This is a genomic window from Caulobacter sp. UC70_42 (genome assembly GCF_044056025.1).
GTDB lineage: Bacteria > Pseudomonadota > Alphaproteobacteria > Caulobacterales > Caulobacteraceae > Caulobacter.
The window spans coordinates 1651006-1677588 of record NZ_CP171994.1; the positions used below are offsets into that span (position 1 = coordinate 1651006).

General features: G+C 68.4%; 27 protein-coding genes and 4 pseudogenes. 13 read left to right on the forward strand and 18 right to left on the reverse strand.

Annotation, left to right across the window (positions count from 1 at the left end; all coding sequences use genetic code 11):
* Positions 1-19 precede the first annotated feature (19 nt).
* Entirely contained in the window at positions 20-1276 is a 1257-nt protein-coding gene (locus ACHMW8_RS08515) for a UbiH/UbiF/VisC/COQ6 family ubiquinone biosynthesis hydroxylase (protein ID WP_199743455.1), read from the forward strand.
* Positions 1277-1396: 120 nt separating this feature from the next.
* On the opposite strand, the gene ACHMW8_RS08520 is transcribed toward ACHMW8_RS08515, so the two are convergent.
* The 4 genes from ACHMW8_RS08520 to ACHMW8_RS08535 form a co-directional block, all read right to left on the reverse strand.
* Complete coding sequence (locus tag ACHMW8_RS08520; RefSeq protein WP_125157247.1) at positions 1397-1597, reverse strand: Trm112 family protein; 201 nt, start codon at positions 1595-1597, stop codon at positions 1397-1399.
* A 25-nt stretch (positions 1598-1622) separates the two neighbouring features.
* Complete coding sequence (locus ACHMW8_RS08525) at positions 1623-2306, reverse strand: LON peptidase substrate-binding domain-containing protein (protein ID WP_395445268.1); 684 nt, start codon at positions 2304-2306, stop codon at positions 1623-1625.
* Positions 2307-2324: 18 nt separating this feature from the next.
* Entirely contained in the window at positions 2325-3239 is a 915-nt protein-coding gene (locus tag ACHMW8_RS08530; RefSeq protein WP_125157245.1) for a co-chaperone YbbN, read from the reverse strand.
* Between the two features lie 85 nt (positions 3240-3324).
* On the reverse strand, positions 3325-3831 hold the full coding sequence (locus ACHMW8_RS08535; RefSeq protein WP_125157244.1) for a prolyl-tRNA synthetase associated domain-containing protein: 507 nt from the start codon (positions 3829-3831) through the stop codon (positions 3325-3327).
* 77 nt (positions 3832-3908) lie between these two features.
* Between ACHMW8_RS08535 and ACHMW8_RS08540 the strand changes: the two are divergent.
* Positions 3909-4654, forward strand: a pseudogene (locus ACHMW8_RS08540) (DUF6065 family protein).
* Between the two features lie 9 nt (positions 4655-4663).
* Here the strand turns inward: ACHMW8_RS08540 and glmM are convergent.
* Entirely contained in the window at positions 4664-6010 is a 1347-nt protein-coding gene (glmM, locus tag ACHMW8_RS08545) for a phosphoglucosamine mutase (RefSeq protein ID WP_125157242.1), read from the reverse strand.
* Positions 6011-6170: 160 nt separating this feature from the next.
* Here glmM and glmS point away from each other — a divergent pair, with 160 nt between their 5' ends.
* Entirely contained in the window at positions 6171-7991 is a 1821-nt protein-coding gene (glmS, locus tag ACHMW8_RS08550; RefSeq protein ID WP_395445269.1) for a glutamine--fructose-6-phosphate transaminase (isomerizing), read from the forward strand.
* A gap of 25 nt (positions 7992-8016) precedes the next feature.
* On the opposite strand, the gene ACHMW8_RS08555 is transcribed toward glmS, so the two are convergent.
* Entirely contained in the window at positions 8017-9192 is a 1176-nt protein-coding gene (locus tag ACHMW8_RS08555; RefSeq protein ID WP_395445270.1) for a class I SAM-dependent methyltransferase, read from the reverse strand.
* A gap of 129 nt (positions 9193-9321) precedes the next feature.
* Here ACHMW8_RS08555 and ACHMW8_RS08560 point away from each other — a divergent pair.
* Positions 9322-9844 (forward strand): annotated as a pseudogene (locus ACHMW8_RS08560) (GNAT family N-acetyltransferase).
* On the opposite strand, the gene ACHMW8_RS08565 reads toward ACHMW8_RS08560, so the two are convergent.
* Together ACHMW8_RS08565 and ACHMW8_RS08570 are read right to left on the reverse strand one after the other, a co-directional pair.
* On the reverse strand, positions 9841-10311 hold the full coding sequence (locus ACHMW8_RS08565) for a nuclear transport factor 2 family protein (protein WP_125157239.1): 471 nt from the start codon (positions 10309-10311) through the stop codon (positions 9841-9843). The pseudogene ACHMW8_RS08560 and the gene ACHMW8_RS08565 sit on opposite strands and share 4 nt — an antisense overlap.
* Before the next feature lie 14 nt (positions 10312-10325).
* Positions 10326-10736 carry a YkvA family protein gene (locus ACHMW8_RS08570; protein WP_395445271.1) on the reverse strand — a complete coding sequence of 137 codons (411 nt, stop codon included), beginning with the start codon at positions 10734-10736 and terminating at the stop codon, positions 10326-10328.
* 55 nt (positions 10737-10791) lie between these two features.
* On the opposite strand from ACHMW8_RS08570, the gene ACHMW8_RS08575 reads away from it, so the two are divergent.
* The gene (locus tag ACHMW8_RS08575; RefSeq protein WP_125157237.1) at positions 10792-11574 is read left to right on the forward strand and encodes an SDR family NAD(P)-dependent oxidoreductase; all 783 of its coding nucleotides are present in this window, start codon (positions 10792-10794) and stop codon (positions 11572-11574) included.
* A gap of 149 nt (positions 11575-11723) precedes the next feature.
* Here the strand turns inward: ACHMW8_RS08575 and ACHMW8_RS08580 are convergent, their stop codons facing one another.
* From ACHMW8_RS08580 to ACHMW8_RS08590, 3 genes and pseudogenes are all read right to left on the reverse strand, one after another.
* Positions 11724-12317: a CC0125/CC1285 family lipoprotein gene (locus tag ACHMW8_RS08580; RefSeq protein ID WP_125157236.1), complete on the reverse strand. Its 594-nt coding sequence runs from the start codon at positions 12315-12317 to the stop codon at positions 11724-11726.
* Positions 12318-12414: 97 nt separating this feature from the next.
* Positions 12415-13048, reverse strand: a pseudogene (locus ACHMW8_RS08585) (LysE family translocator).
* 33 nt (positions 13049-13081) lie between these two features.
* Entirely contained in the window at positions 13082-13489 is a 408-nt protein-coding gene (locus ACHMW8_RS08590; RefSeq protein WP_395445272.1) for an MAPEG family protein, read from the reverse strand.
* Between the two features lie 190 nt (positions 13490-13679).
* Between ACHMW8_RS08590 and ACHMW8_RS08595 the strand changes: the two genes are divergently transcribed.
* Positions 13680-13880, forward strand: coding sequence for a KTSC domain-containing protein (locus ACHMW8_RS08595; protein ID WP_395445273.1), 201 nt, complete (start codon positions 13680-13682; stop codon positions 13878-13880).
* Positions 13881-13938: 58 nt separating this feature from the next.
* Here the strand turns inward: ACHMW8_RS08595 and ACHMW8_RS08600 are convergent, their stop codons facing one another.
* From ACHMW8_RS08600 to ACHMW8_RS08610, 3 genes are all read right to left on the reverse strand, one after another.
* Positions 13939-15165, reverse strand: coding sequence for an argininosuccinate synthase (locus ACHMW8_RS08600; RefSeq protein ID WP_395445274.1), 1227 nt, complete (start codon positions 15163-15165; stop codon positions 13939-13941).
* Between the two features lie 72 nt (positions 15166-15237).
* Entirely contained in the window at positions 15238-15600 is a 363-nt protein-coding gene (locus tag ACHMW8_RS08605; protein ID WP_125157231.1) for a hypothetical protein, read from the reverse strand.
* 16 nt (positions 15601-15616) lie between these two features.
* On the reverse strand, positions 15617-17602 hold the full coding sequence (locus ACHMW8_RS08610) for a potassium transporter Kup (RefSeq protein WP_125157230.1): 1986 nt from the start codon (positions 17600-17602) through the stop codon (positions 15617-15619).
* Between the two features lie 199 nt (positions 17603-17801).
* Here ACHMW8_RS08610 and ACHMW8_RS08615 point away from each other — a divergent pair, with 199 nt between their 5' ends.
* A complete protein-coding gene (locus tag ACHMW8_RS08615; protein ID WP_395445275.1) occupies positions 17802-18248 on the forward strand; it encodes an Rrf2 family transcriptional regulator in 447 nt (148 codons plus the stop codon).
* A gap of 2 nt (positions 18249-18250) precedes the next feature.
* Here the strand turns inward: ACHMW8_RS08615 and ACHMW8_RS08620 are convergent, their stop codons facing one another.
* Both ACHMW8_RS08620 and ACHMW8_RS08625 read right to left on the reverse strand, forming a co-directional pair.
* A complete protein-coding gene (locus ACHMW8_RS08620; RefSeq protein ID WP_395445276.1) occupies positions 18251-18532 on the reverse strand; it encodes a hypothetical protein in 282 nt (93 codons plus the stop codon).
* A gap of 15 nt (positions 18533-18547) precedes the next feature.
* Positions 18548-19441, reverse strand: coding sequence for an MFS transporter (locus ACHMW8_RS08625; protein WP_395445277.1), 894 nt, complete (start codon positions 19439-19441; stop codon positions 18548-18550).
* 317 nt (positions 19442-19758) lie between these two features.
* Between ACHMW8_RS08625 and ACHMW8_RS08630 the strand changes: the two genes are divergently transcribed.
* The 3 genes from ACHMW8_RS08630 (at position 19759) to rlmN (ending at position 22658) form a co-directional block, all read left to right on the forward strand.
* Positions 19759-20370 (forward strand): flavodoxin family protein, encoded by a 612-nt coding sequence (locus ACHMW8_RS08630; protein ID WP_125157227.1) that lies wholly within the window; start codon positions 19759-19761, stop codon positions 20368-20370.
* A 176-nt stretch (positions 20371-20546) separates the two neighbouring features.
* Entirely contained in the window at positions 20547-21347 is an 801-nt protein-coding gene (locus tag ACHMW8_RS08635) for an SDR family oxidoreductase (protein ID WP_125157226.1), read from the forward strand.
* Positions 21348-21431: 84 nt separating this feature from the next.
* The gene (rlmN, locus tag ACHMW8_RS08640) at positions 21432-22658 is read left to right on the forward strand and encodes a 23S rRNA (adenine(2503)-C(2))-methyltransferase RlmN (protein WP_395445927.1); all 1227 of its coding nucleotides are present in this window, start codon (positions 21432-21434) and stop codon (positions 22656-22658) included.
* Here the strand turns inward: rlmN and ACHMW8_RS08645 are convergent.
* Positions 22655-22984, reverse strand: a complete 330-nt coding sequence (locus ACHMW8_RS08645; RefSeq protein ID WP_395445278.1) for an ArsR/SmtB family transcription factor — start codon at positions 22982-22984, stop codon at positions 22655-22657. The two genes, rlmN and ACHMW8_RS08645, sit on opposite strands and share 4 nt — an antisense overlap.
* Positions 22985-23218: 234 nt before the next feature.
* Here ACHMW8_RS08645 and ACHMW8_RS08650 point away from each other — a divergent pair, with 234 nt between their 5' ends.
* From ACHMW8_RS08650 to ACHMW8_RS08660, 3 genes and pseudogenes are all read left to right on the forward strand, one after another.
* Positions 23219-23485: an SRPBCC domain-containing protein gene (locus tag ACHMW8_RS08650; RefSeq protein WP_395445279.1), complete on the forward strand. Its 267-nt coding sequence runs from the start codon at positions 23219-23221 to the stop codon at positions 23483-23485.
* A 94-nt stretch (positions 23486-23579) separates the two neighbouring features.
* Complete coding sequence (locus ACHMW8_RS08655) at positions 23580-24008, forward strand: DUF350 domain-containing protein (RefSeq protein ID WP_125157223.1); 429 nt, start codon at positions 23580-23582, stop codon at positions 24006-24008.
* A gap of 25 nt (positions 24009-24033) precedes the next feature.
* Positions 24034-24866, forward strand: a pseudogene (locus tag ACHMW8_RS08660) (serine protease).
* Here ACHMW8_RS08660 and ACHMW8_RS08665 read toward each other — a convergent pair.
* Entirely contained in the window at positions 24863-26575 is a 1713-nt protein-coding gene (locus ACHMW8_RS08665) for an AmpG family muropeptide MFS transporter (protein ID WP_395445280.1), read from the reverse strand. The pseudogene ACHMW8_RS08660 and the gene ACHMW8_RS08665 overlap by 4 nt on opposite strands.
* Positions 26576-26583: the final 8 nt, after the last annotated feature.

A 26583-nucleotide genomic window follows, 5' to 3' on the forward strand; every position in this document is an offset into this window, starting at 1 on the left:
ACGCGCCCATATCCCCGCCATGCGCGCTTCCGCTCACGATGCCGACGTGATCATCGCCGGCGCCGGCATGGCCGGCTCCACCCTGGCTCTGGCCCTGGCGTCGGGCGGCCTCCGGCCGCTCCTGGTCGACCCCCAGCCGTTCGAGGCCCAGCTGGCCCCCGCCTTCGACGGGCGCAGCTCGGCCATCGCCTATTCCTCGTTCCGCCAGTGGCGCGCGATCGGGGCGGGCGAGGCGCTCGCGCCCCACGCCCAGCGCATAGAGCAGATCCTGGTCACCGACGGCCGCACGCCGGGCGCCGCGGCCCGCAAGGCCTCGCCGGCCTTCCTGCGGTTCGACAGCAGCGAGATCTCCGGCCGCATCGACGGCGAGCCGCTGGGCTATCTGATCGAGAATCGCCAGATCCGCGCGGCGCTGTCCCAGGCGGTGATCGACAAGGCCATCCCCGTCATCGCCCCGATGGCGGCCAAGGCCCTGGCGGTCGACGCCGGCGCCGCGAAGCTGACCCTGTCGGACGGCCGGGTGCTGTCGGCCCCGCTGGCGGTCAGCGCCGAGGGCCGTGGTTCGGTCCTGCGCCGGTCGGCCGGCATCGGCGAGATCGCCTGGGGCTACGGCCAGAGCGGCGTCGTCGCCACCGTGCGGATGGAAAGGCCTCACGAGGGGGTGGCCCACGAATATTTCCTGCCCAGCGGCCCGTTCGCCATCCTGCCGCTGACGGGCAACCGCGCCAGCCTGGTCTGGACCGAGAGCACCGCGCGCGGCGAGGCCCTGCGCAACGCCTCGCCCGAGATTTTCCACGCCCACCTGATGCGGCGGTTCGGCGACTTCCTGGGCGCGGTGACCGTCGAGGGGCCGACCTTCGTCTATCCGCTGTCGCTGCTGCTGGCCGAGCGGATGACCGCCCCGCGCCTGGCCCTGATCGGCGACGCGGCCCACGGCGTGCACCCGATCGCGGGGCAGGGACTGAACCTGGGTCTGAAGGACGCCGCGGCGCTGGCCGAGGTGCTGGTCGAGGCCGTGCGCAACGGCGAGGACATCGGCGCCGAGGCGGTGCTGGAGCGCTACGCCCGCTGGCGGCGGTTCGACACCGTGACCAACGCCCTGGCCTTCGACGCCTTCGTGCGGATCTTCTCGAACGACAATCCGCTGCTGCGCGTGGCGCGCGGGGCGGGCCTGGCGGTGGTCAACCGCATCGCGCCGGCCAGGCGGTTCTTCATGCACGAAGCCGGCGGCGGGGTGGGCGACCTGCCGAAGCTGCTGCGGGGGCAGAGCCTGTAAGGCCCCCTCCGCGCCTGCGGCGCTCCTCCCCCATAGGGGGAAGAAGGATATCGCGAACCTTCCGCCCCCTCTGGGGGCGGACGACCTTGCGAAGCGAGGTCAGGTGGGGGCAAGTAACCCCTATTCGCTCAGCTCGCGCGCCTCTTCCGGCAGCATGATCGGCACGCCGTCGCGGATCGGATAGGCCAGCTTGGCCGAGCGGCTGATCAGTTCGCCCTTGGCGCGGTCATATTCCAGCGGGCCGCGGGTCACGGGGCACACCAGCACTTCCAGCAGGCGCGGATCGACATCGATGGTCGGAGTGGGAGCGTCTTGGGTCATGAGGCGTGTCTACTGGCCGTGGCGTCTATTGGATAGAGTGCGGTTCGTCATCGTCCCCGGCGGCGGCGTCGATCTCCAGCAGCGCCGTCAGGGTCGCCTTGCGCTCGAAGATGGTCTCGGCCTCCAGCAGGGCCTGCTTCTCCATCGGGTCGAACGGCAGGGCCATGGCCAGGCTGTTGATCAGGGCGTCGGAGGGCGCGCTCTCGGCGTCGCCCCAGTCGATGGCCAGGCCGCGGTGGTCGAGATAGCGGCGCAGGGCCGACAGCAGGCGGTCGATATCGGCGGCGGTGCGCGTGCCGCCGGGGGTGTCCTCGCGCAGGTCAGGTTCATAGGGCGCGAAGTCGGCGCGAACCTGACGATAGGGCGTTCGCACCGGCAGCTCGTCGCCGGCCCGGAAGCGGCAGACCCCCGTCAGGGTGATCAGGTAGCGGCCATCGCTAGTCTCGGCGAAGCTGGTCACCCGGCCGGCGCAGCCGACGGGCGCCAGGGGCGGGCGTTGAGGGTCGGCGTCCTGGCCGGGCGTCCGCGGGCGGGTCTGGATCATGCCGATGATCCGCTCGCCCGACATGGCGTCGTCCAGCATGTTCAGATAGCGCGGTTCGAAGATGTTCAGCGGCAGCTGACCGCCGGGCAGCAGCAGAACGCCATCCAGCGGAAACACCGGGACCACCAGGGGCAGGTCGCTGAGCTTTCGGTAGGTCACCGCCATTCAGCGCTCCCTTCTTCTCTAGCTGAACAGGATCGACGACAGCTTGCGTCGACCCTGCTTGGCGACCTCGGAGGTCGGTCCCGCGGCTTCGAACACCGTCAGGAGCTGCTTGCGGGCCGCATCGTCGTTCCACGTACGGTCGCGCGCGATGATGGCCAGAAGGTGGTCGGCCGCGTCCTGCAGGCGTCCGGTCCCGGCCAGGGCCTTGGCCAGCTCCAGGCGAGCTTCGTGGTCGTCGGGATCGGCGGCCAGGCGCTTCTCGAACTCGGACGTCTCCGACGGGGCGTCCTCGGCGAGCGCCAGCGCCGCGCGGGCGGCGTCCAGGTCGGGATCCTTGGCGTCGGCCGGGGCCATGGCCACCACCTCGGCCGCGCCCTCCAGGTCGCCGCCCAGCAGATAGGCGCGCGCCATGCCGCCCAGGGCCTTGATGTTCTCCGGATCGGTCTGCAGGGCCTGGGCGAAGGCCTGGGCCGCGCCGCCGATGTCGCCGATCTCCAGCGATTCCTTGCCCAGCGCGATCAGGTCGTCGATGGCGCTGGGGCCGGCCGGACCGGCCAGCTTCTCGACGAAGGCCTTGACCTGGCTCTCGGGCAGGGCGCCCTGGAAGGCGTCCACCGGGCGGCCGTCGACGAAGGCGTAGACGGTCGGGATCGACTGCACGCGCAGCTGGCCGGCGAAGCCCGGATTGGCGTCGACGTCGATCTTGACCAGCTTCACCGCGCCGTTGGCGGCGCCGACGACCTTTTCAAGCGCCGGAGTCAGCTGGCGGCAGGGGCCGCACCAGGTCGCCCAGAAGTCGACGATGACGGGCTGGGTCTTGGAGGCCTCGATGACGTCCGCCATGAAGCTGGCGTCCGTGCCGTCCTTGATGTGCGCGCTCTTGGCCAAATTCCCCGAGGAGGGGGCAGCGGGCTTTTCGCCGATCAGGGACATCGGGTCTCTCGTGTACTCAAGGTGGGAACGCTCGAAGCCGCAAGATGGTCCTTCAAGCGCCGTGGCGCAATGTCCCGTTCGCGTATCAGGCGACCACTTCCATGGCTTCGAAGTCGACGATCATCGGCTCGACGCCCAGCGCGGTCAGGAACTTGCGGAAGTCGGCCTGGGACACCGCCGTGGTGGCGTCGTTGCTTAAGGGATGGAAGTTGACCGGGTCGCTGGCCGCCAGGGCCTTGTCGAGCACGAACCGCACCCGCCGGTCGGTGTCGTTGATCAGGCCGAAGGCGGTGACCGAGCCGGGCCGCACGCCCAGGGTCTCGAGCATCATCGCCTCGGGTCCGAACGACAGCCGGGCCGAGCCGATCACGTGGTGCAGCTTCTTCAGGTCGATCGTCGTCTCGCCCAGGGCCGAGATCAGCCACAGCTGGCCCTTGGCGTCCTTGAGGAACAGGTTCTTGGTGTGGCCGCCGGGGAGCGCCTGCTTGATCTCCAGCCCCTCCTCGACGCGGAACACCGGCGGATGGTCGAGGGTGGCGTGCGCGACGCCATGCGCGTCGAAGAAGGCGAACAGGTCGGAACGGGTCTTCATGCGGCTCTACTAGACGGCCAGAGGGCGCGAGCGCTAGACCAGACGATCAGGGTAGGAAAACAAGGACGAAGGCCGGCATGGAACTGGAGTGCTATCCCACCGAGAACCGTCCGCCGGAGATCGTGCCGGGGCGGCCGCAGCGCGCCTGGATGGACCGGTTCGCCGATCGCCATCCCTATCGCTGCCTGCCGCTGACCATGGCCAACACCACCGGCTGGGACATCCTCTGCCCGGTGGGCTTCTCGATGACCTGGGACGGCGGGGCGCACCAGGATTGCATCAAGTTCCAGCCCGACCATCCGTATCCGGGCTTCACCGATTTCGTGAAGTCGCACTTCACGCGCGGGGTCGTGACCTTCCACACCGGCTATCTGTTCCGCACGCCGCCGGGCTGGTCGTTGATGACCATGGGGCCGCCCAACCACATCAAGGACGGCATCCAGCCCCTGGCCGGCGTGATCGAGACCGACTGGCTGCCCTTTCCGTTCACGATGAACTGGATGTTCACCCGCCCCGGCACGGTGCGGTTCGAGAAGGGCGAGACCTTCTGCTTCATCATGCTGATCCAGGACAAGCCGATGGAGGCCTTCCAGCCGGTGATCAAGTCGATGAACGCCAATCCCGAGCTGCGCCGCCAGTACGACGTCTGGGCCGAAAGCGCAGCGAGTTCAACAAGCTGATCTTCAAGCGCGACCCCGAGGCCACCAAGGAGGCCTGGCAGCGCTTCTACTTCAAGGGCGAATATCCCGAGGAGATCGCCGCCGAGGCCCCCAGCCACCACGTCAACAAGCGGCGCATGAAGGCCCCGAAGGTGGGGGTGTAGAAGGCGGCGCTAAGCCGCCTTCACGGCCGTCACGATCGACTTCACGACCTTCTTGACCAGGGCCGGGTCATCCCCTTCGGCCATGATGCGGATCAGCGGTTCGGTGCCGGAGGCGCGCACGACGATGCGGCCGGCGCCGTTCAGCTGGCTCTCGCCGTCGGCGATGGCCTCCTTCACCGCCTTGGCTTCCAGCGGCTTGCCGCCGGCGAAGCGGACGTTTTCCAGGAGTTGCGGCACGGGCTCGAACTGGCGGCCGAGCGCGCTCATCGGCCGGCCGGTCTGGACCATCACCGCCAGCACCTGCAGGGCGGCGATCAGGCCGTCGCCCGTGGTCGACAGGTCGGACAGGATCACGTGGCCCGACTGCTCGCCGCCGAGGTTGAACCCGCCCTCGCGCATGCGCTGCATGACGTAGCGGTCGCCGACGGCGGTGCGCTCCAGGCTCAGGCCCAGGGCGTTCAGCTGGCGCTCGAGGCCGAGGTTGGACATGACGGTGGCCACGACGCCGCCGCCCTTCAGGGTTCCGGCGCTGGCCAGGGCCGAGGCGATGATCGCCATGATCTGGTCGCCGTCGACGACGACCCCCTTCTCGTCGCAGATCACCAGGCGATCGGCGTCGCCGTCCAGGGCGATGCCGATGTCGGCGCGATATTCGCGGACCATCCGGGCCATGGCCTCGGGATGGGTCGAGCCGCACTCGGCGTTGATATTGGTGCCGTTCGGGGCCACCCCGACCGGGAACACCTCGGCGCCCAGTTCGTACAGGGCCTCGGGCGCCACCTTGTAGGCCGCGCCGTGGGCGCAATCGATGACGACGCGCAGGCCCGACAGGTTCATGTGGCGCGGGAAGGTCGCCTTGACGATCTCGATATAGCGGGCTTGGGCGTCGTCGATGCGCTTGACGCGACCCAGGTCGCGCGGGGCGGCCAGGCCTTCCTGCAGGCCCTCGTCCATCAGGGCCTCGATCTTCAGCTCCTGCTCGTCGGAGAGCTTGTAGCCGTCGGGACCAAACAGCTTGATGCCGTTGTCGGCGAAGTCGTTGTGGCTGGCCGAGATCATGATCCCGAGATCGGCGCGCATCGAGCGGGTCATCATCGCCACGGCCGGCGTCGGCAGGGGACCGAAGAGCCGCACGTCCAGGCCCACGCTGGTCAGGCCGGCGACCAGGGCCGGCTCGATCATGTAGCCCGACAGGCGGGTGTCCTTGCCGATCACCACCAGGTGCCGACGCTCATCCTGCGAGCGGAACAGCTTGCCAGCGGCGAGGCCGACGCGCAGGGCCACCTCGGCCGTCATCGGATGCTTGTTGGCTTGGCCCCGGATGCCGTCGGTGCCGAAATAGGCGCGCTTGCTCATGGTCTTCGTATCGTCTCTTTAGGGCCGTGCTTCGGACCCGAAACGATCCGAAATGCAGATTTACGGGAGACGGCGTTTAGCGGGTGCTAAAGGCCGCTTTCGTAATCCTCGTGCGGCTAGGGATAATCCTGTCGGCGCGTTCTACAAGGGATCATGGCCCATGTGCGGCATTATCGGCATCGTCGGAAAACAACCCGTCGCCGACCGTCTGATCGAGAGCCTCAAACGCCTCGAATATCGAGGCTATGACTCCGCTGGCATCGCGGGGGTCGTCGGCGGCAAGGTCGAGCGCCGGCGGGCCAAGGGCAAGATCAAGGCGCTGGAAGCCGTGGTCGCCGAGGAGCCGCTGATCGCCGAGACCGGCATCGGCCACACCCGCTGGGCGACCCATGGCGCGCCGAACGTCCAGAACGCCCACCCGCACACGGCTGGCCGCGTCACCCTGGTCCACAACGGCATCATCGAGAACTTCGCCGAGCTGAAGGCCGAGCTGGCCGCCGCCGGCCGAACCTTCTCCAGCGACACCGACACCGAGGTCATCGCCCACCTGATCGACGCCGAGCTGGCCACCGGCCTGCCGCCGCTCGAAGCCTTCAAGGCGACCCTGGATCGCCTGACCGGCGCCTACGCCCTGGCCGTGCTGATCGAGGGCGAGGACAGCCTGGTCCTGGGCGCCCGTCGCGGCAGCCCGCTCGTGGTGGGCGAGGGCCAGGGTGAGATGTTCCTGGGCTCGGACGCCCTGGCCGTCGGCCCCTTCACCAACCGTGTGATCTATCTGGACGAGGGCGACTACGTGGCCCTGGACCACGCCAGCCATCGCATCTTCGACGCGTCGGGCGCGGCCGTGACGCGGCCCGTCCGCGTGGTGCCGACCTCGTCGGTCATGCTGGAGAAGGGCAACTACCGGCACTTCATGGAGAAGGAGATCCATGATCAGCCGGAGGGCTGCCAGCGCACGATCGCGGCCTATGTCGACACCCTGACCTCGAAGGCGGCGGTCCCCGGGGACATCGACTTCGCCAGGCTCGAGCGCATTCAGATCGTCGCCTGCGGCACCTCCTATATCGCCGGCGTGGTGGGCAAGTACCTGATCGAGCAGCTGGCCGACCTGCCGGTCGATGTCGAGATCGCCTCGGAGTTCCGCTATCGCACCCCGGCCCTGCGGCCAGGCTCGCTGGTCGTGGCCATGTCGCAGTCGGGCGAGACCGCCGACACCCTGGCGGCCCTGCGCTACTGCAAGGCCAAGGGCATGAAGAGCGCTGTGGTGGTCAACGCCCAGGAATCGACCATGGCCCGCGAGGTCGACGTGGTCTGGCCGATCCATTGCGGTCCCGAGATCGGCGTGGCCTCGACCAAGGCCTTTACCGCCCAGGTCAGCGTGATGATCGCCCTGGCGATCGGCGCGGCCAAGGCGCGGGGGACCATCGACGACGCCGAGGAGCAGCGCCTGGTCAAGGTGCTGCTGGAAGCGCCGCGCCTGATCGCCGAAGCCATCGGCCTCGAAGACGCCATCAAGGAGATCGCCGCCGACGTCGCCAAGGCGCGGGACGTGCTCTATCTGGGCCGTGGGCCGATGTCGGCCCTGGCCCTGGAAGGCGCGCTGAAGCTGAAGGAGATCAGCTATATCCACGCCGAGGGCTACGCCGCTGGCGAGCTGAAGCACGGCCCGATCGCCCTGGTCGACGACCAGACGCCGATCGTCATCCTGGCGCCCCACGACAGCTATTTCGAGAAGTCGGCCTCCAACATGAGCGAGGTGATGGCGCGCGGCGGCCAGGTGATCTTCATCACCGACACCGAGGGCGTGAAGCACGCGCCGGCGGGCGCCAAGGTGGTGGTGACGGCCCCGGCGTCGGACCCGCTGGTCTCGACCCTGGTGATGTCGGCCCCGATCCAGCTGCTGGCCTACCACGTGGCGGTGGTGAAGGGCGCGGATGTCGACCAGCCGCGCAACCTCGCCAAGTCGGTGACGGTGGAGTGAGGCTGATCCTCCCCGCGGGGGAGGATCAGGCTTTCAGCAGGTAGTCCCGCGTCAGGGGCGTGGCGTCGCGCTTCTTGGCCAGCTGGATCTGGAAGACCATGTGGCCGCCGTGCCGGAAGCCCAGCTCGGCCCCGGCCAGGTAGAACTCCCACATCCGCCGGAAGCGGGCGTCGAACATCGTCGGGATGTCCGGATCGGCCATGAACCGCTCGCGCCAGATGCGGCAGGTCTCGGCGTAGTGCAGGCGCAGGATCTCGATGTCGGTGATCCACAGGCCCGCGTGCTCGATGGCCGCGACGATCTCCGACAGGCCGGGGATGTAGCCGCCGGGGAAGATGTACTTCTGGGTGAAGGCGTTGGTCGCGCCCGGTCCGTGCATCTTGCCGATCGAGTGGACTAAGGCCACGCCGTCGTCGTCCAGCAGCTTGGCGATGGTCTCGAAATAGGTCCGGAAGTTCGGCGCCCCGACGTGCTCGAGCATGCCGACCGAGACGATGCGGTCGAATTTCTCGTTCAGGTCGCGATAGTCGGTCAGGCGGAAGTCGGTCCTGTCGGCCAGGCCCGCCTTCTCGGCCCGCTCCTTGGCCAGGGCCAGCTGTTCAGTCGACAGGGTCACGCCCGTCATCTGGGCCCCGAAGTCCTTGGCCAGGGTCATGGACAGGCCGCCCCAGCCCGAGCCGATGTCCAGCGTCTTCATGCCCGGCTTGATCAGCAGCTTGCGGCCGATCAGCGCCTTCTTGGCGGCCTGGGCCTCTTCCAGCGTCATGTCCGGACGCTCGAAATAGGCGCAGCTGTACTGCATGTCGGTGTCGAGGAACCGGCGATAGAGATCGTTCGACAGGTCGTAGTGGTGCGAGACGTTGCGGCGCGAGGCCACGCGGTCGTTGACCTGCTGGATGCGCCGCTTCAAGGCCTTGCGGAAGCGGGTGAAGGCCGAGCCGCGCTTGGGTTTGCGGCCGCCGCTCTCGCCGACGATGGTCAGGAGGTCCGAGATCGAGCCCTGTTCGAAGACGATGTCGCCTTCCATATAGCCTTCGCCGAGGCCCAGGCTGGGATTGGCCAGCCGGCGCAGACCCCGGCTGTTGATCCGGATGGCCACGGGCGGCCCGGTCCCATCCCCCGCCTTGATGACGCGACCTCCCGGCAGGTGCGCCGTGAAATCGCCGGTCTTGATCATTTTGGAGAGCAGGGCTTCGATCATGGGACCAACTTAAGCTCAAGTTCGGCCGCGACAACCTGTCGCACACGGAGGAAGCGCCATGTCGATCGTGATGACGCCGATCAGGCAGGTCCAGGGCGATGGGGCGACAGAGATCCAGGAGAGGAACCGGTGAGCGGCGCCGACCTCGCTGTCAGCCGCGCGGCGCCCGAGGAGGCGCCGATCGTCGCCAACCTGATGCAGTTCTACATCCACGACTTTTCGGAGCTGTGGTTCGACCGCGCCATCGAGGGCGAGCTGGAGCCGGACGGTCGCTTCTCGGACTATCCGGGGCTCGACGCCTACTGGAGCGACCCGACGCGCGAGGCCTGGCTGTTCCGGATCAAGGGCCGGCCGGTCGGTTTCGCCCTGGTCAACGACGTCGCCCATTCGCGCACGCCCGTCGACCGCGCGGTGGCCGAGTTCTTCATCGTCCGCAAGCACCGCCGGCGCGGGGTGGGGCTGGCGGCCGCCCACGCCCTGTTCGGCACGGCCTGGGGCGTCTGGGAGGCGGCGGTGGTCCGCCGCAATGTCGGGGCGCTGGCCTTCTGCGCGCCGCGCCGCCCAGAGCTACCCCGGCGTGCGCGACGTGGTCGAGGAGGATCACGACGACGCGCTGTGGAACGGCGCGATCCTGCGGTTCCGGGTGGGCTAGAGCTTCCTCAGCTCCGGGCAGGCGTCGGGTTCGGCGGTCCAGCTGATGCTGTCGATCTTCCAGGCGCCGTCGGCCTTGGCGAGCGTGAAGATGTCGACGCCGCAGTGGACGGTCTTGCCGTCCTTGCTGGCCTCGTAGGGAGCGGTGACGGTGGCCAGGGCGCCGCGGCGGATGATCACCGGCGACCACATCCATTCCTTGAACCCGGTCGGGGTCCGCTTGCCGAAGCTGTCCTCGAAGCTGAAGCGCCGCATCACGACGCCGCCATCGGGCTTGCTGGTCAGCGACATCAGGCGGGCCTCGGGCAGCAAGGTGGCGCGCATGGCCGCCGCGTCGCCAGCCTCCAGCCCGTCGAAGAAGGCCTGGGCCGTGGCCAGCACCGCCCGATCCTCGGCGTCGGCCGAAGGCGGCGGGGCGGGGTTCTGGGCCAAGGCGGCGGCGAGCATCAGGGCGGGCAGCAGGGGCATGGCGGAACCTTGGCTCAGGCGTCGTGGGACAGGCGCTGCAGGAAGGCTTGGGCCGCCTCCTTGTGGCGCGGCTTGACGGTCTTGCCGAGGATGGCGACCAGGGCCGCGATCACGGCGGCGTCGTCGGTGAAGCCGATCACCGGCAGGATGTCGGGAATGGCGTCGGTCGGCAGGACGAAGTAGGCCAGGGCCGCCAGCATCATGCCCTTGGCCGCCGTCGGGGTTTCCGGATCGCGGGCGGCCCACCAGACCGACAGGGCGTCGGCGGCGAAGGGCACCTTGGTCGCCATCTTGCGGATCTTGGGCAGGAAGCCCTTCTCGACCCGTTCCTCGTTCAACTGCACGGTGACGGGCGCCAGAGCCTTCTTCGGATCCAGCACGTCGTTGACGTTTACGTCGGGGGACGGTTTGGCGTCGCGGCTCATCGGTTTAAACCCTCACTCAAAGTCGATCCTAAACGCAAACCTTCAGGAAACGTCCATGAAACTCGACAACACCGTCGCCGCCGTCGTCACCGGAGGCGCTTCGGGCCTCGGCGAGGCCACCGCCCGCGCCCTGGCGGCGCAAGGCGTGAAGGTCGCCATCTTCGACATGAACGAAGCCCGCGGCGAAGAAGTCGCCAAGGAGATCGGCGGCGTGTTCTGCAAGGTCAACGTGACCAGCGACGCCGATGTCGACGCCGGGTTCGAAAAGGCCCGCGCCGCCCACGGCCAGGAGCGGATCCTGGTCAACTGCGCCGGCACCGGCAACGCGGCCAAGACCGCCAGCCGCGACAAGGCCACCGGCGAGACCAAGCACTTCCCGCTCGACGCCTTCGACCGCATCATCCAGATCAACCTCGTCGGCACGTTCCGCTGCATCGCCAAGTCGGCCAAGGGCATGCTGGACCTCACGCCGCTGGAAGACGGCGAGCGCGGCGCGATCGTCAACACCGCTTCGGTGGCGGCCGAGGACGGCCAGATGGGCCAGGCGGCCTATTCGGCCTCGAAGGGCGGCGTGGTCGGCATGACCCTGCCGATCGCCCGCGACCTGATGGGCGAAGGCATCCGCGTCAACACCATCCTGCCGGGCATCTTCAACACCCCGCTGATGAACGGCGCGCCGGAAGCGGTGAAGGCGGGCCTGGCCGCCTCGGTTCCGTTCCCCAAGCGCCTGGGCAATCCGGAGGAGTACGCCCAGTTGGCGGTGACCATGATCACCTGCGGCTACTTTAACGGCGAGGACGTGCGCCTGGACGGCGGCATCCGCATGGCGCCGCGGTAGGAACTCTCCTCCCCCGTCTGAGGGACGTGGATCGTCGCGAAGCGCGACGAGACGGAGGGGGCTGGTGCGGCACAGTTGGCGCGGCGCTGACCCCCTCCATCGCCGTTCGGCGGTCCCCTCCCCCGTAGGGGAGGAGATAGGCGGGTTGGCTACTTGCCCGGAGCCGGCCGCTGGATGCTGCTGGCCAGGTTGGCCATGATCTCGCGGGCGTCGTAGGCGCGCGGGTCGCCTTCCGGCTTCTTTCCCTTGTGCATCACGATCTCGGCGCCGGCCTCGAACCGCTCGACGGTGCGGATCTGGGCGCGGTCGGCGAAGAAGGGGTCGCCCCAGAAGGGGTCCCAGCTGCGCCAGCCATAGGCGCCGCCGTAGTAGCGCCAGGCCGGGCGCCAGTAGCCGTACGGATAGCCGTAGCCGAAGCCCGGCCGCATGAACGGATCGGGCTCGACATAGGAGCGCGAGGTGCGGTCGGTGCGGTGGTCGGCGGTCTCGAACCAGTCATAGCCCTGCTGCACGGTCAGCTCGGCCGACCGATACAGCAGATAGCGCTCGACCGTTTCGCGCGAGGTCAGGCTGTTGCCGGCGAACGACACGCGGTAGCGGTCGCCTTCCAGCTTCTGCTCGGAGAAGCCGCCGGCGGACGAGCTGGCGGACATCTTGGGCTGGTACGGCGTCGGCGTGGCGCAGGCCGACAAGCCGGCCGCGATGACCAGCGCCGCGGCGATGGCGACCTTTTTCATGGACATGATCTGCTCCTTCAAGCGGAGTCCTCGGTACTTAAGACAACTCTGGCGAGGCTTTGTGGTTTCGCCAAGGCGAAGTTTGCGTCGCCACGGAAATCTTTCAGCCTCTCGACACGATAAGTACGGCCGCCGTGATCAGAAGGACGCCGACCAGGATCGCGAATCCCCGCCGAAATCCCGGCTCGTTCATGCGCGTCGACAGGGCCGCGCCGCCCAGGCCGTAGGACGACATGCTGATCAGGTCCATGCCGATGGTGGCGCAGGCGAACATGACCAATTGCGGGGCCAGCGGCCGCTTGATGTCCAGGAAGGGCGGCAGCACGCCCGAGAAGAACAGCAGGATCTTCGGATTGGCGATCTGGACCATGAAGCCGTTCGAGGAAGGCCGAGCGTCCCGCCCGCACGGTGGCGCTGGCGTGGCTCTCGAGGTTCCTGATCCCGGCCCACAGCGATTTCAGGCCCAGCCAGACCAGATAGGCCGCCCCGGCCCAGGCCAGGACGTGGAAGGCCTTGGGGAAGGCCAGGATCAGCGCGCCCAGACCGAGGGCCGAGCCGCTGAACCAGACCAGGGTGGCGGTGTTCATGCCGACGACCGATACGAGCGCCGCGCCCTTGCCGCGCTCCATGCCGGTGGCGATGGCGAACAGGTTGGCCGGTCCCGGCGTGATGGCCATGACGAACATGGCGACCAGGAAGGCGCCGTAGCGGGCGGGATCGACGGGCAGGTGGTCCATGGCGCGGGTATAGCGTTCCGCGCCACGGCCGAGCTAGGCGCCGATGACGGCGAAAATGTAGATCGCCCGGCCCAGGGCGCCGAACAGCAGGACGGCGGTCGCCAGCGCCTGGATGGTGAAGCCGAGTTCGCGCTTCTTGGGATCGGCGGCGTAGCCCAGGGCGTAGAGGATCCGGCCGATGATCCAGACCACGCCCATGGCCGCCGCGAACAGGTCGTTCCAGTAGATGGCGAACAGCCACAGCGAGGGCAGGTAGATGACCAGCCATTCGACGGTGTTGGCCTGGATGCGCAGGTGGCGCTCCAGTTCGGGGTGACCCGTCATGGCGGGGGCGTCGATCCCGGTCCGGCGGCGCGCGCCGGGGATGCGCAGGATCATCCAGACATAGACCAGCAGCGAGACCAGGGTGACGATGGCCACGAGCGCGTGCGACTGATGCATTTCTTGGGTTCCTCCCGCGGACTCATGCCGCCTCGGGGGAAACCCTAGCCGTATTCGTCCTGACTTTGCACGCGTCCCGCCACCCCTTAGAGCACGGGCGTCGCCTTCGCCGCGCGCGGCGCTGGGGGAACCCTCCCGGCGCTCATTCGCTCCTAAGGCTGACGATCCTCATTCGCGGAGGCTTGAAGCCATGCGTGTGGACTCCACGGCGATCGCCGAAATCGACTACACCCCCGAGCACGGCAAGCTGTTCGTCACGTTCCAGGACGGCGACGAGTATGTCTATGTCGGCGTGCCCGAGCGGGTCAGCCAGGCCTTCCTGCGGGCCCCGTCGAAAGGCCGGTTCTTCCAGCGGATCATCCGGGACCGGTATCCGTACAACCGGGTGTGAAACGAAAACGCCCCGACCGACGGCCGGGGCGTTCTCGTTTTTCCGAAGTCGGAAGTCCCTAGCCGCGCCGGTCGCGCTTGGCCAGCACGCGCAGGCGCAGGGCGTTCAGCTTGATGAAGCCGCCGGCGTCGCGGTGGTCGTAGGCGACCTTGCCTTCCTCGAAGGTGACCAGGTCCTGGTCGTACAGCGAGTAGGGGCTGGTGCGGCCGATGACGGTGACATTGCCCTTGTAGAGCTTCACGCGGACCTGGCCGGCGACCTTGTCCTGGCTGTAGTCGATGGCGGCCTGCAGCATCTCGCGCTCGGGCGAGAACCAGAAGCCGTTGTAGACCAGCTCGGCGTACTTCGGCATCAGCTCGTCCTTGAGGTGCATCGCGCCGCGGTCCAGCGTGATGCTCTCGATGCCGCGGTGGGCGGCCAGCAGGATAGTGCCGCCCGGGGTCTCGTAGACGCCGCGCGACTTCATGCCGACGAAGCGGTTCTCGACCAGGTCCAGGCGGCCGATGCCGTTGTCGCGGCCCAGCTCGTTCAGCCTGGTCAGCAGAGTGGCCGGGCTCATCTTCACGCCGTCGATGGCGACCGGGTCGCCCTTCTCGAAGTCGATGGTGATGACGGTCGGCTTGTCCGGCGCGTCTTCCGGCGAGATCGTGCGCATGTGGACGAACTCGGGGGCCTCGACCGCCGGGTCTTCCAGGACCTTACCTTCCGAGGAGGAGTGCAGCAGGTTGGCGTCGACGCTGAACGGGGCTTCGCCGCGCTTGTCCTTGGTGATCTGGATCTGGTGCTTCTCGGCGAAGTCCAGCAGGGCCTCGCGGGACTTGAAGTCCCATTCGCGCCAGGGGGCGATCACGGTGATGTCGGGCTCCAGGCCGTAGTAGCCGAGCTCGAAGCGGACCTGGTCGTTGCCCTTGCCGGTCGCGCCGTGGCTGACGGCGTCGGCGCCCATCTTGCGGGCGATCTCGATCTGCTTCTTGGCGATCAGCGGACGCGCGATCGAGGTGCCCAGCAGATACTGGCCTTCATAGACCGTGTTGGCGCGGAACATCGGGAACACGAAGTCGCGGACGAACTCCTCGCGCACGTCCTCGATGAAGATGTTCTCGGGCTTGACGCCGGCGGCCAGCGCCTTGGCGCGCGCCGGTTCGATTTCCTCGCCCTGGCCCAGGTCGGCCGTGAAGGTGATGACCTCCGCGCCGTATTCGGTCTGCAGCCACTTCAGGATGATCGAGGTGTCGAGACCGCCCGAATAGGCGAGCACGACCTTCTTCACGGACTTGTCGGCCATGGGCGGGGTCCTTTCGGAGAGAAACACAAAGTCGCGCGCCTTCAACGGCGAAAGGACGCGCTGGTCAAGAGTTTAAAGCTGACCTTCATCCTGCAACGTCCTGATGACGAAGCGCAGGTGGAACAGCTGGCTCAGCCCCAGGCTGGCTGCGAGCGTGGCGCGGACCAGGAAGATGAGGATCGCCTGGATCGGATCGTCGGTGAACGTCGCCTGGGTCGCGGTGAACGACAGCAGGACGACGGTCGACAACAGCGGGATGCTCAGCAGGCCCACGCCCTTGGGCGCGCGGACGGAGGGCTTGCCGTCGCGCCCCCACAGCATGGGGACGAGGACGTCCTTGGGGATCCGCTTCCACGCGCCCTGGGCGGTGGCGGCGATGATGGCCAGGGCGGCGATCGACAGACCGTCGCCCAGCACGCGCAGGGTCGTTTCCATGCCGGGACTGTATCTCTTAAACGGTGACCTGGGCGCCCAGCTCGACCACGCGACCCGGCGGGATCTTGAAGAAGTCCGTCGGGTTGGCGGCGTTCTTCATCAGATAGATGAACAGGCGGTCCTGCCACAGCGGCATGCCCGAATTGGCTGACGGCACGATCGAGCGGCGGCCCAGGAAGAAGCTGGTGGCCATGATGTCGAACTTCAGTCCCTGCTTGCGACACACCGCCAGGGCCTTGGGGATGTTCGGGCTTTCCATGAAGCCGTAGTTGACGATGACCTTCTTGAAGTCGTCGTTGACCTTCTCGATCGTCACCCGGTCCTCCTCGCGGACGCGGGGCGTCTCGGTGGTGCGGACGGTCAGGATGACGTTGCGCTCGTGCAGCACCTTGTTGTGCTTGAGGTTATGCATCAGCGCGACCGGGGTCATGTCCGGATCGGAGGTCAGGAAGATCGCGGTGCCGGGCGCGCGGTGCGGGGCGCGGGCGCGCAGGATCTCCATCAGGTCGATCAGCGGGACGCTGTCGCGGCGGGTCTTGGCGGTGAGGATGTTGGCCCCCCGCGTCCAGGTGGCCATGATCAGGACGAGGGCCGCGCCGAACACCAGCGGCAGCCAGGCGCCGTCGGGAATCTTCAGCATGTTCGAGGCGATGAACACGCAGTCCAGCGCCACCAGCGGGATCAGCAGAAGGCCGGTCTGCCACAGCGACCACTTCCACACCCGGCGGATGACGACATAGGCCAGCAGGGTGTCGACGAACATCGCGCCGGTCACGGCGATGCCGTAGGCCGAGGCCAGCTTGTGCGAGCTGCGGAAGGCGAACAGCAGCACCAGGACGCCGATCAGCAGGAACTGATTGACCGCCGGCACGAAGATCTGGCCTGCCTGGGTCTCGGACGTCCGCTTGATCTCGATGCGCGGCAGCAGGCCCAGCTGCACGGCCTGCTGGGTCATGGAGAAGGCCCCGGTGATCACCGCCTGGCTGGCGATGACGGTGGCGACGGTGGCCATCAGCAGCACGGGCCAGTAGGCGAAGCTTGGCACCATCTCCCAGAACGGATTGTGGCGGGCGGCGGGGTGGTCGAGGACCAGCGAGCCCTGGCCCAGATAGTTCAGGGCCAGGCACGGGAACACCAGGCACAGCCAGGCGGCCTGGATCGGCTTCTTCCCGAAGTGGCCCATGTCGGCATAGAGCGCTTCGGCGCCGGTCACGACCAGGAACACGCTGCCCAGGATCACGAAGCCCAGGAAGCCGTTCTCCAGCAGGAAGCGCAGGCCGTACCAGGGATTGAAGGCGCGCAGGATCGAAAGATCGTCGGCCAGGTGGTAGGCCCCCAGGGCGCCCAGGATCAGGAACCACACGGCGGTGAACGGCCCGAACAGCGAGGCCATCCGGTGGGTGCCCTTGGCCTGGACGGCGAACAGCAGGATGAGGATCCCGGCCGAGATCGGCAGGATGTAGGGCGTCAGGGCGTGGCCCACGCCGGGCGCGTCCTTCAGGCCCTCCACCGCCGACAGCACCGAGATGGCCGGGGTGATGATGCCGTCGCCATAGAACAGCGCCGCGCCGACCACGCCGAGGAAGAAGACCACCATCGAGCGCTTGCCGCCGGTCTTGCCGAGCGCCTTCTGGGCCAGGGCCATCAGGGCCAGGGTGCCGCCCTCGCCCTTGTTGTCGGCGCGCATGAAGAAGATGACGTACTTGATCGTCACGAACAGCGTCATGGTCCACAGGACCAGCGACACCACGCCCAGCACCGCGTGCTCGGTCGCCGTCGTGCTGCGCGAATGGGCCAGGGCCTCGCGCAGGGCGTAAAGCGGGCTGGTGCCGATATCGCCGAAGACGACGCCGATCGAGCCCAGCGCCATGGCCAGGAAGCCATGGCCCTTCGCGTCGTGGCCGTGACCCGCGCCGTTGGGCGGACCGCCGTCCTGGTGAGGGATGTCGGTAGACGTTGGCGCGCAATCGGAGTTGGAAGCGCCGGGGGCTTCGGAAGCCATTCAATCCCTCCGGGCGCCCTCGCAAAACGCCAGGAGCCGACCCATATCGCGATCAAGCGCGGCGCGATACACCCAAACCGCGGCCGATACAATCATCACCCGACGTCGTCCTGAGGACTCCCCTAAGGAGATTTTGCTTCGGAGCTGAAACAGTTTTCAGTTGAACGCGCGGGCGGCCACCTTACGTTCCCCTGTAGAGATGTCTGACAGCCAGAAATTTCCCGTCGCGGCGCACGCCCTCGCCTACTTGGCCCACAAGGAGGCGTTTTCGGCTGACCGCGCCGTGGCCAGCGCCGAACTGGCCGCCTCGGTCCCAACCAATCCGGTCGTGGTCCGCCGCGTCACGGCCATGCTGGGCAAGGCCGGGCTGATCGGCGCGCGGGCCGGGGCCAATGGCGGGGCCTGGCTGCTGAAGCCCGCCGACACCATCACCCTCGACATCGTGCTGAAGGCGGTCAACGGCTGCGCCCACCTCGGCGTCGCGCCCAAGGGCGTCAAGGGTTGCCCGGTCGGCGAAAGGATCCCCGACGCCGTCCGCGCCGCCATCACCGCCGCCGATCGCGCCGCGCACGACCGGCTTGGCCAGATCACCGTCGCCGACCTGCTGCACGGCGCCCACGCGGCCGTCGAGCCCGAGCCCTGCTGACTTTATTCGGCCAGCGCTAGCCGCTGCTGCTGGCGCGCGTCGATCGCCGCCACGATCCAGATCGCGAAGCCGCCCAGAGCCAGGGCCACGCCGACCCAGCCGGTCGAGGCCCATCCCCATCCCGCCGCGATGGCCATGCCGCCCAGCCAGGGGCCCAGGGCGTTGGCCGTGTTGAACGCCGAGTGGTTCAGCGCCGCCGCCAGGGTCTGGGCGTCGCCGGCCACATCCATCAGCCGGGTCTGCAGCACCGCGCCCAGGCCGCCGCCGCAGCCGATCAGGAACACGACCGGGATCAGAGTTCACAGGCTGCCGACCGCCAGCGGATAGAGCGCCAGCGCCGCGGCGCTCCACAGCAGGACGCCGCCGATGGCCGGCATCAGGGCGCGGTCGGCCGCCCAGGCGCACGCCAGCGTGCCGACGGTCATGCCGGCCCCGAACACCATCAGCACCACCGGCAGGGCGGCGGGCGAGGCGTGGGTCACGGCCAGCATGGTGTCGGCCAGATAGGTGTAGACGCAGAACATGCCGCCAAAGCCGATGGCGCCGATCGCCAGGGTCAGCCACACCCGGCCGCGCCCCAGGGCGCCCAGTTCGCGCAGCGGACTGGCGTCCGCGTCGGCCGGGACGCGCGGGGCGTAGAGCCAGACGCTGGTCGCCGTCAGGCTGGCCAGCACCGAGACGATCACGAAGCCCCAGCGCCAGCCGATCACCTGACCGACCAGATTGGCCAGCGGCACGCCGACGATGGTCGCCACGGTCAGGCCGATCAGGACCATGGCCACGGCCTGGGCCCGCTTCTCCGCCGGCGCGACGCTGGCGGCGACCAGGGCGGCGACGCCGAAATAGGCCCCGTGCGGCAGGCCCGAGAAGAACCGGAAGGCGATCATCCAGCCGAAGCTGGGCGAGAAGGCGCTGAGCAGGTTGCCGACCGCGAACACCGCCATCAGCGCCGTCAGGATCACCCGGCGCGGCAGCCGGGCCGCCGCCACCGCGATCACCGGCGCCCCGACCACCACGCCGAGCGCGTAGGCGCTGATCGCGTGACCGGCCGTCGGCGCGTCCACCCCCAGGTCCTTGGCGAAATAGGGCAGCAGGCTCATCGAGGCGAACTCGGTCGTGCCGATCGCGAAGCCGCCCAGAGCGAGCGCCGCCAGGACGAGGCCGGGATGGACCTTGGGATGTTCGGTGCTCATGTCGGCGCCTTGCACACACGCGGCGCAACACGGACGCGACGCGCTGACGCCTGGGGAGGGCGCGGTGTCCCGGGATCGTGCTGCTGGAAAGAAGTCCCTTGCAAATAAGCAAACGACAGCGTTGTCGCAATCGGGATCGGAACATTTCCGGGATGTCGCGCGCCATTAGCGCCGCTGAATCCGACCTGTAGAAAAATTGCACCCAACCTTGTTGCTGATCGGGCTGGCGAGCCCGCCTGACGACATTACGTAATCGCTACCGTTTCAGTTTCGAAATGGCCGCCATTCAAGCCAGATTTCAGATCCGGGGATTTCCAATGACCACTGTCGCCATCGTCTATCATTCCGGTTACGGCCACACGGCCGTCCTCGCCGACAAGGTCGCCCAGGGCGTCCGCGACGCCGGCCAGACCCCGGTGCTGCTGCAGATCGAAAGCGCTGCTCAGGACTTCGCCCCGCTGATCGAGAAGATCACTCAGGCCGACGCCGTGGTGTTCGGCGCGCCGACCTACATGGGCGACGTCTCCGGCGTGTTCAAAGTGTTCGCCGACGCCACCGCCTCGGTGTTCTTCACCGGCGCCTGGAAGGACAAGCTGGCCGCCGGCTTCACCAACTCGCACAGCTTCGCCGGCGACAAGGGCCACGCCCTGGAGAGCCTGACCATCCTGGCCGCCCAGCATGGCATGAACTGGGTGAACCTGGGTCTGGCCCCGCCGAACGTGACCGCCGCCGAACGCGGCCCCGACACGATCAACCGCGTCGGCTCGTTCCTCGGCGTCGCCGCCCAGTCGGACAACGCCTCGACCGAGATCACGCCGCCGGCCGGTGATCGCGAGACGGCCCGCCTGCTGGGTGAACGCGTGGCCAAGGCCGCCGTGCGCTGGACCGCCGGCGCGGAGGCTTCGGCCAGCCTCGGCAAGGCGGCCTAACCTTTACGGTCCCCAAGGCCGCGGTGGTCCCCCTCCCCAACCGCGGCCCGGAAGAGGCGCGCCCCCAGCCGAGCTGGCGCGCCTCTTCCGCCCCTCAGGTTCCAGGGCTGCTTGAACCAAATCACAGGCCGTGCTCGTCTCCGGCGAAGTTTCGCTTTGACTGGAACATCCGCGCCATGGCCCGCCGCCTCGCCCTGATCACCGGCGCCTCCGCCGGGATCGGGGCCGCCTCCGCCCGCATCTACGCCAGCCATGGCTATGACGTGGCCCTGACCGCGCGCCGGGCCGATCGCCTGGAGGGTCTGGCCGCCGAGATCAAGCTGCGCTCGGGCGTCGAGGCCTACGCCATCCCCGCCGACCTGGCCGAGCCGACCGGCGTCGACACCGTCCTGGCCGCCGTCGCCGAGCAGGGCCGGGTGGTCGACGCCCTGGTCAATAACGCCGGATACGGCTTGCCCGGGACCTATGACAGCACCACCTGGGCCGACCAGGCCGCCTTCCTGCAGCTGATGCTGACCGGCGTCTGCGAGATGACCCACAAGGTGCTGCCGGGCATGGTCGAGCGGAAGTTCGGCCGCATCGTCAATGTCGCCTCGCTGGCGGGCCTGGTTCCCGGCGCGGCCGGCCATACGCTCTACGCGGCGACCAAGGGCTTTCTCGTGAAGTTCTCCCAGAGCCTGCACCTGGAGAACCTGGCGACCGGCGTGCATGTTTCGGCGCTGTGCCCCGGCTTCACCTATTCGGAATTCCACGACGTCAATGGCACCCGCGGCCAGGTCAGTCAGGGCGTGCCCGAATGGATGTGGCTGGGCGCCGACGAGGTGGCCGCCGCCGGCTACGAGGCCGCCGAGGCCAACCGCTCGATCTGCGTCCCCGGCGCGCCGAACAAGGCGATCGCGGCCATCGCCAAGATCGTGCCGGACGACTGGGCCCTGGCCCTGATGGCCAGCCAGGGAAGCCGCTTCCGGAAGGTGTGACAACGCGCCGATCGGACGGTTTTTGGAAAACCGCTCCGGACCTGCTATATGTCCGCCTCGACCCCCGAGCATCCGGACACCCCCTTGAGCGTCACCCTCGACCTGTCGCGCGTCTCCACCGACGCCGCGCCTTCCCATAGTGCTTCTGGCGCCCCCGTCGCCAAACCCCTGGTCAACCTCTCGGGCCTGACGCGCCCGCAGCTGGTCGCGGCCCTGGTCGAGAGCGGCGTGGTCGAGCACGGCAAGGCCAAGATGCGCGCCACCCAGATCTTCCGCTGGATGCACCGTCGCGGCGTCACCGACTTCGCGCTGATGAGCGACGTCGCCAAGGAGACCCGCGCCCGCCTGGCCGAGGCCTTCACGCTGAACCGCCCGGAGATCGTCGAGCGCCAGGTCAGCAAGGACGGCACCCGCAAGTGGCTGATCCGCATGGCCCCGGGCATCGAGGTCGAGAGCGTCTACATCCCCGGCGTCGGCCGCGCCGGCGCCCTGTGCGTCTCCAGCCAGGTCGGCTGCACCCTCAACTGCAGCTTCTGCCACACCGGCACCCAGCCGCTGGTCCGCAACCTGACCGCCGCCGAGATCGTCGCCCAGGTGCAGGTGGCCAAGGACGACCTGGCCGAATGGCCGTCGGACAAGGAAGACCGCGTGCTCTCGAACATCGTGTTCATGGGCATGGGCGAGCCGCTGTACAATCTGGGCCAGGTGGCCGACGCCATCGAGATCATCAGCGACAACGAGGGCATCGGCATCTCGCGCCGCCGGATCACGGTCTCGACCTCGGGCGTCGTGCCGATGCTGGAGAAGCTGGGCGAGACGACCCAGGCGATGCTGGCGATCAGCCTGCACGCCACCAACGACGCCCTGCGCGACGTGCTGGTGCCGCTGAACAAGAAATACCCGATCGCCGAGCTGATGGCGGGAATCCGCGCCTATCCTGGCCTGAGCAACGCCCGCCGCGTGACGTTCGAGTACGTGATGCTGAAGGGCGTCAACGACAGCCCCGACGAGGCCCGCGCCCTGGTCAAGCTGATCAAGGGTATCCCCGCCAAGATCAACCTGATCCCGTTCAACCCGTGGCCGGGCAGCGACTATCTGTGCTCGGACTGGTCGACGATCGAGGCCTTCGCCGCGATCCTCAACAAGGCCGGCTATTCCTCGCCGATCCGCACCCCGCGCGGCCGCGACATCCTGGCGGCCTGCGGCCAGCTGAAGAGCGAGAGCGAGAAGGTCCGCGCCTCGGCGATGCGCAAGCTGTCGATGGCGGCCATGGCCGGAATGCTCGGCGACGACGAGGACGAGGCGGCTTAGGCCTCTTCCTCAACTCCCTTCTTCAGCCGGCTGAGCATCCCTGCCGCATAGGCCGCATACGGCCCGATCCAGCGTTCGTGGATGGCATGCACAGGCAGGGCGTCCAGGTGGTTCCAACGCTCGCGCCCGCGCCGTTCGGCCACCAGCAGGCCGGCCTCTTCCAGCACGCCCAGGTGCTGCATCACCGTGCAGCGATCCAGCTCCGGAAACAGGGCGCACAGCATCCCCGTGGTGCGGGGTTCTTCCTTCAGCAGATCCAGAATGCGTCGCCGCACCCGGTGACCCAGGGCCTTGAAGATCAGGTCCGATTCGTCCTCGCTTGACATGTTATAAAATTATAACACATTGTCGCGCCCATCAAGGATGGAGATGATCCATGTCCCATGAGTTCACCGTCGGCGGCCGCATCGCCAAGCCCGTGGCCGAGGTCTTCGAGGCCGTCGTCGATCCGAAGAAACTGTCCGGCTACTTCACCACCGGCGGGGCGCAGGGTCGGCTCGAGACCGGCGCGACCGTGACCTGGGACTTCCACGACTTCCCGGGCGCGTTCCCGGTTCGAGGTGGTCGAGGTCGTCCAGAACGAGAAGATCGTGCTGCGATGGGGTTCGGCCGAGCCGGGCGCCACCCACCAGACCACCGTGACCATGACCTTCGCCGACACCGGCGACGGCCGCACGCACGTCAAGATCCACGAGGCCGGCTGGAGCGACACCCCGGCGGGGGAGAAGGCGGCTTTCGGCAATTGCGAGGGCTGGACCGGGATGCTGTGCGCCATGAAGGCCTTCGTCGAGCACGGCCTGAACCTGCGGCAGGGGTTCTACAAATAGGCGACGACTTCCCCCGACGCGGGCGCCCCCTACGCAAAACTTGTCGACCCGTGTTAGTCAGTGGACCGCAAGTTCATCGGGGTAGTTCGCGTCCATGCCATCCCAGCTCCAGTCGCCCGAGGTCCAGGCCTTCGCCACCGGCTTCCCGGTCACCCTGCTGCACGCCAGCGTGACCCTGGTCATGCTGATCCTGGGCACGGCGCTCTACGCCCTGCTGACCCCGCACAAGGAAATCACCTTGATCCGCGAGGGCAACTCGGCCGCGGCCCTGTCGCTGGGCGGGGTGATGGTCGGCCTGGCCATTCCGCTGGCCATCTCGCTGACCGCCTCGACCTCGGTGATCGAGATCCTGATCTGGGGCGCGGCCACCATCGCCGTGCAGCTCCTGGTGTTCCGCGTCACCGACATGGTGCTGCAGGGCCTGCCCGAGCGGATCCACGAGGGCGAGGTCGCCGCCGCCGCCCTGCTGGTCGGCGCCAAGCTGGCCACCGCCCTGATCCTCGCCGCCGCCGTGGCCGGCTGAGCCGACGCGGTCGGGGGACCTCCCAGTGCATTTCCCCAAGCTTCCCGATTGGCTGGTCTATGCCGTGGCGGTCAGCGCCCTGCTGATCGTCGCCGTCGGCCGGCAGGAGCGTTCGGACGCGCCGCCGCCGCCGCCGCCGGTGCCGGGCGAGGAGGGGCTGCCCCTAGGGCCGTCCTCGCCGTTCGACCCGTCGATCGTGGTCCAGGTGCCCGACAGGCCCGAGCCGGGCTCGGGCACGGCCTTCTCGGTCGGCGACGACGGCACCTGGCTCGACCGCCCGCCACGTGGTCGACGGCTGCAAGCAGGCGGCCATCGTCGTCGCGGACGGTCGCGGCGTGGCGGCCAAGGTCCATGTCGATCCCAAGGCCGACGCGGCCATCCTGACCACCGAGGGCGGGGCGCCGTCTGTGCCCCTGGGCCTGGACGCTCCGCTGCGCCGAGGGGCGCGCGCCTATCATCCGGGCTTTCCGCAGGGCCATCCGGGCGAGGCCGCCTCGCGCCTACTGGGCCGTGAGAACCTGGTCGTCCACGGTCGCGGCGCCCGCACCGAGCCCGTGCTGGTCGGCCGAGGTCGGTCGCACCGACACGCTGAAGGGCACCCTGGCCGGTCTCTCGGGCTCGCCGGCCCTCGACAGCGCGGGGCGGGTGATCGGAGTGACGGTGGCCGAGGCCCCGCGTCGCGGCCGGATCTACACGACCGCGCCCGAGACCCTGAAGACCCTGCTGGGCCCGCACCGCCGACCCAGCCCTTCCGAGTTCGCGCCCAGCGAGCCGATCACCACCGAGAACTACGGCCGCGTCGCCGACGGCCTGCGCCGCGATCTGCGCGTGGCCCAGGTGGTGTGCCTGAAGGTCTAGGCGACCGCCGCCTCTGTTTCCGGCTCGGCCTCGGCCGGCTTCTGCCGCGCCGCCACCAGGAAGGACAGCACGATCGCCACGACGCCGATCAGGGCCGTGTAGATGAAGAAGGCCGTATAGCCCGCCGCCATGGCCGGGCCGCTGACGCCCAGCTTGGCGCCGGCGGCGGTGAAGCTCTCGGGCGGCAGGCGGGTGAAGAGGGTCTTCAGCGGCGCGGTGACCCCGCCGTGCTCGGCCGCCAGCGCCGAGCCTTCGACGATGCGCCCCGACTGCGAGGCGATCAGCTTGCCGGGCAGGGCGTAGAGCGACGAGAACAGCGCGTACTGCGTGGCCGTGAACCCGGCCGTGGTCAGGCTGGACATGTAGGCGATCAGGGCCGTGCCCGCGATTCCGCCCGCCAGGTTGTCGATGCAGATCGCCCAGAACAGCACCGGCACGCTGTGGCCGCTCATGGCGAGCCAGGCGAAGAACAGGTTACTGATCGGCTGGGCGAAGGCGCCGATCACCAAGGCCTTCATCAGGCCCAGTCGCGCCACGATCACCCCGCCCATGAAGACGCCAATCATCGAGGCGACGATGCCGAACACCTTCCGGATCTCGGCGATCTCGGTCAGCGAGAAACCCATGTCGCGGTAGAACGGATTCATGATGTTGAGCACGAAGTCCGAAACCCGATAGACGCAGATCGCCGCCAGGATCAGGCCGGCCACGCCCTTGAAGCGCTTGGCGAAGTCGATCAGAGGCTCGCCGAACGCCGCGGACATATAGACGCCGGGCTTGGTGCGGACCTTGGGGATCGGCCAGGCCGCCACCACCACGATGGCCAGGCCGGTCAGCACGCCGAGCAATTGCAGCCAAACGCCATTGGGCTTGGCCTTCCAAGCCTCGGCCAGGGCCTCGCCGCCGACCAGCTTGGACAACAGGGACGCGTCGCCCGACAGGCCCGAGCCCAGGACCAGGGCGCCGACGAGCAGGATGGCGAGGCGCGCGAGCCATTCCAGGGCTTCCAGCGAGCGGGGCTGATGGACGTCGCCGGTCGGGATCGGCCGGATGGTGTGCTCCATCTCGCGCGGCGCCCACAGGGTGGCGAGGACGCCGATCCCGACCACGAAGCCCATGACGGCGTAGGAGAAGTTCCAACCGAACCGTTCGGCCAGCAGCAGCGGCCCGGCGCCGGCGGCGATCATCGCGCCCCGAAAGCCCCATTGATAGGCGACCGCCATCGGCCCCTGTTCTTCCTTGTCGGCGACCTCGATCCGCCAGGCGTCCAGGACGATGTCGTGCGAGGCCGTGGCGAAGCCTACCGCGACGGCGGCCGCCGCCAGGAGCGGCAGCTGCGTGGCCGGATTGAGTGTCGAGATCGTCCACAGCCCCAGGATCATGGAGGTCTGGAACACCAGGATCCATGCCCGCCTGTGGCCGAGCAGGCCGTGCAGCACCGGCACCTTGGCCCGGTCGATCAGCGGGGCCCACAGGAACTTGAACGAGAACGACAGGGTGGCCAGGCTGAAGAAGCCGATCACCGCCAGGGACAGACCCGCGTCCCGAAGCCACAGCGACAGGGTGTCGAAGATCAGCATGTAGGGCAGGCCCGAGGCGAAGCCGAGGCCCAGCATCACCAGACTGCGCCGCTCGCCGAAGAAGGCGAGGGTCTGGAGAAAAGTCTTCTTCTTCTCGGGCGCGGCCTGCGCCTTCGTTTCGTCAGTCATCGCGGCGA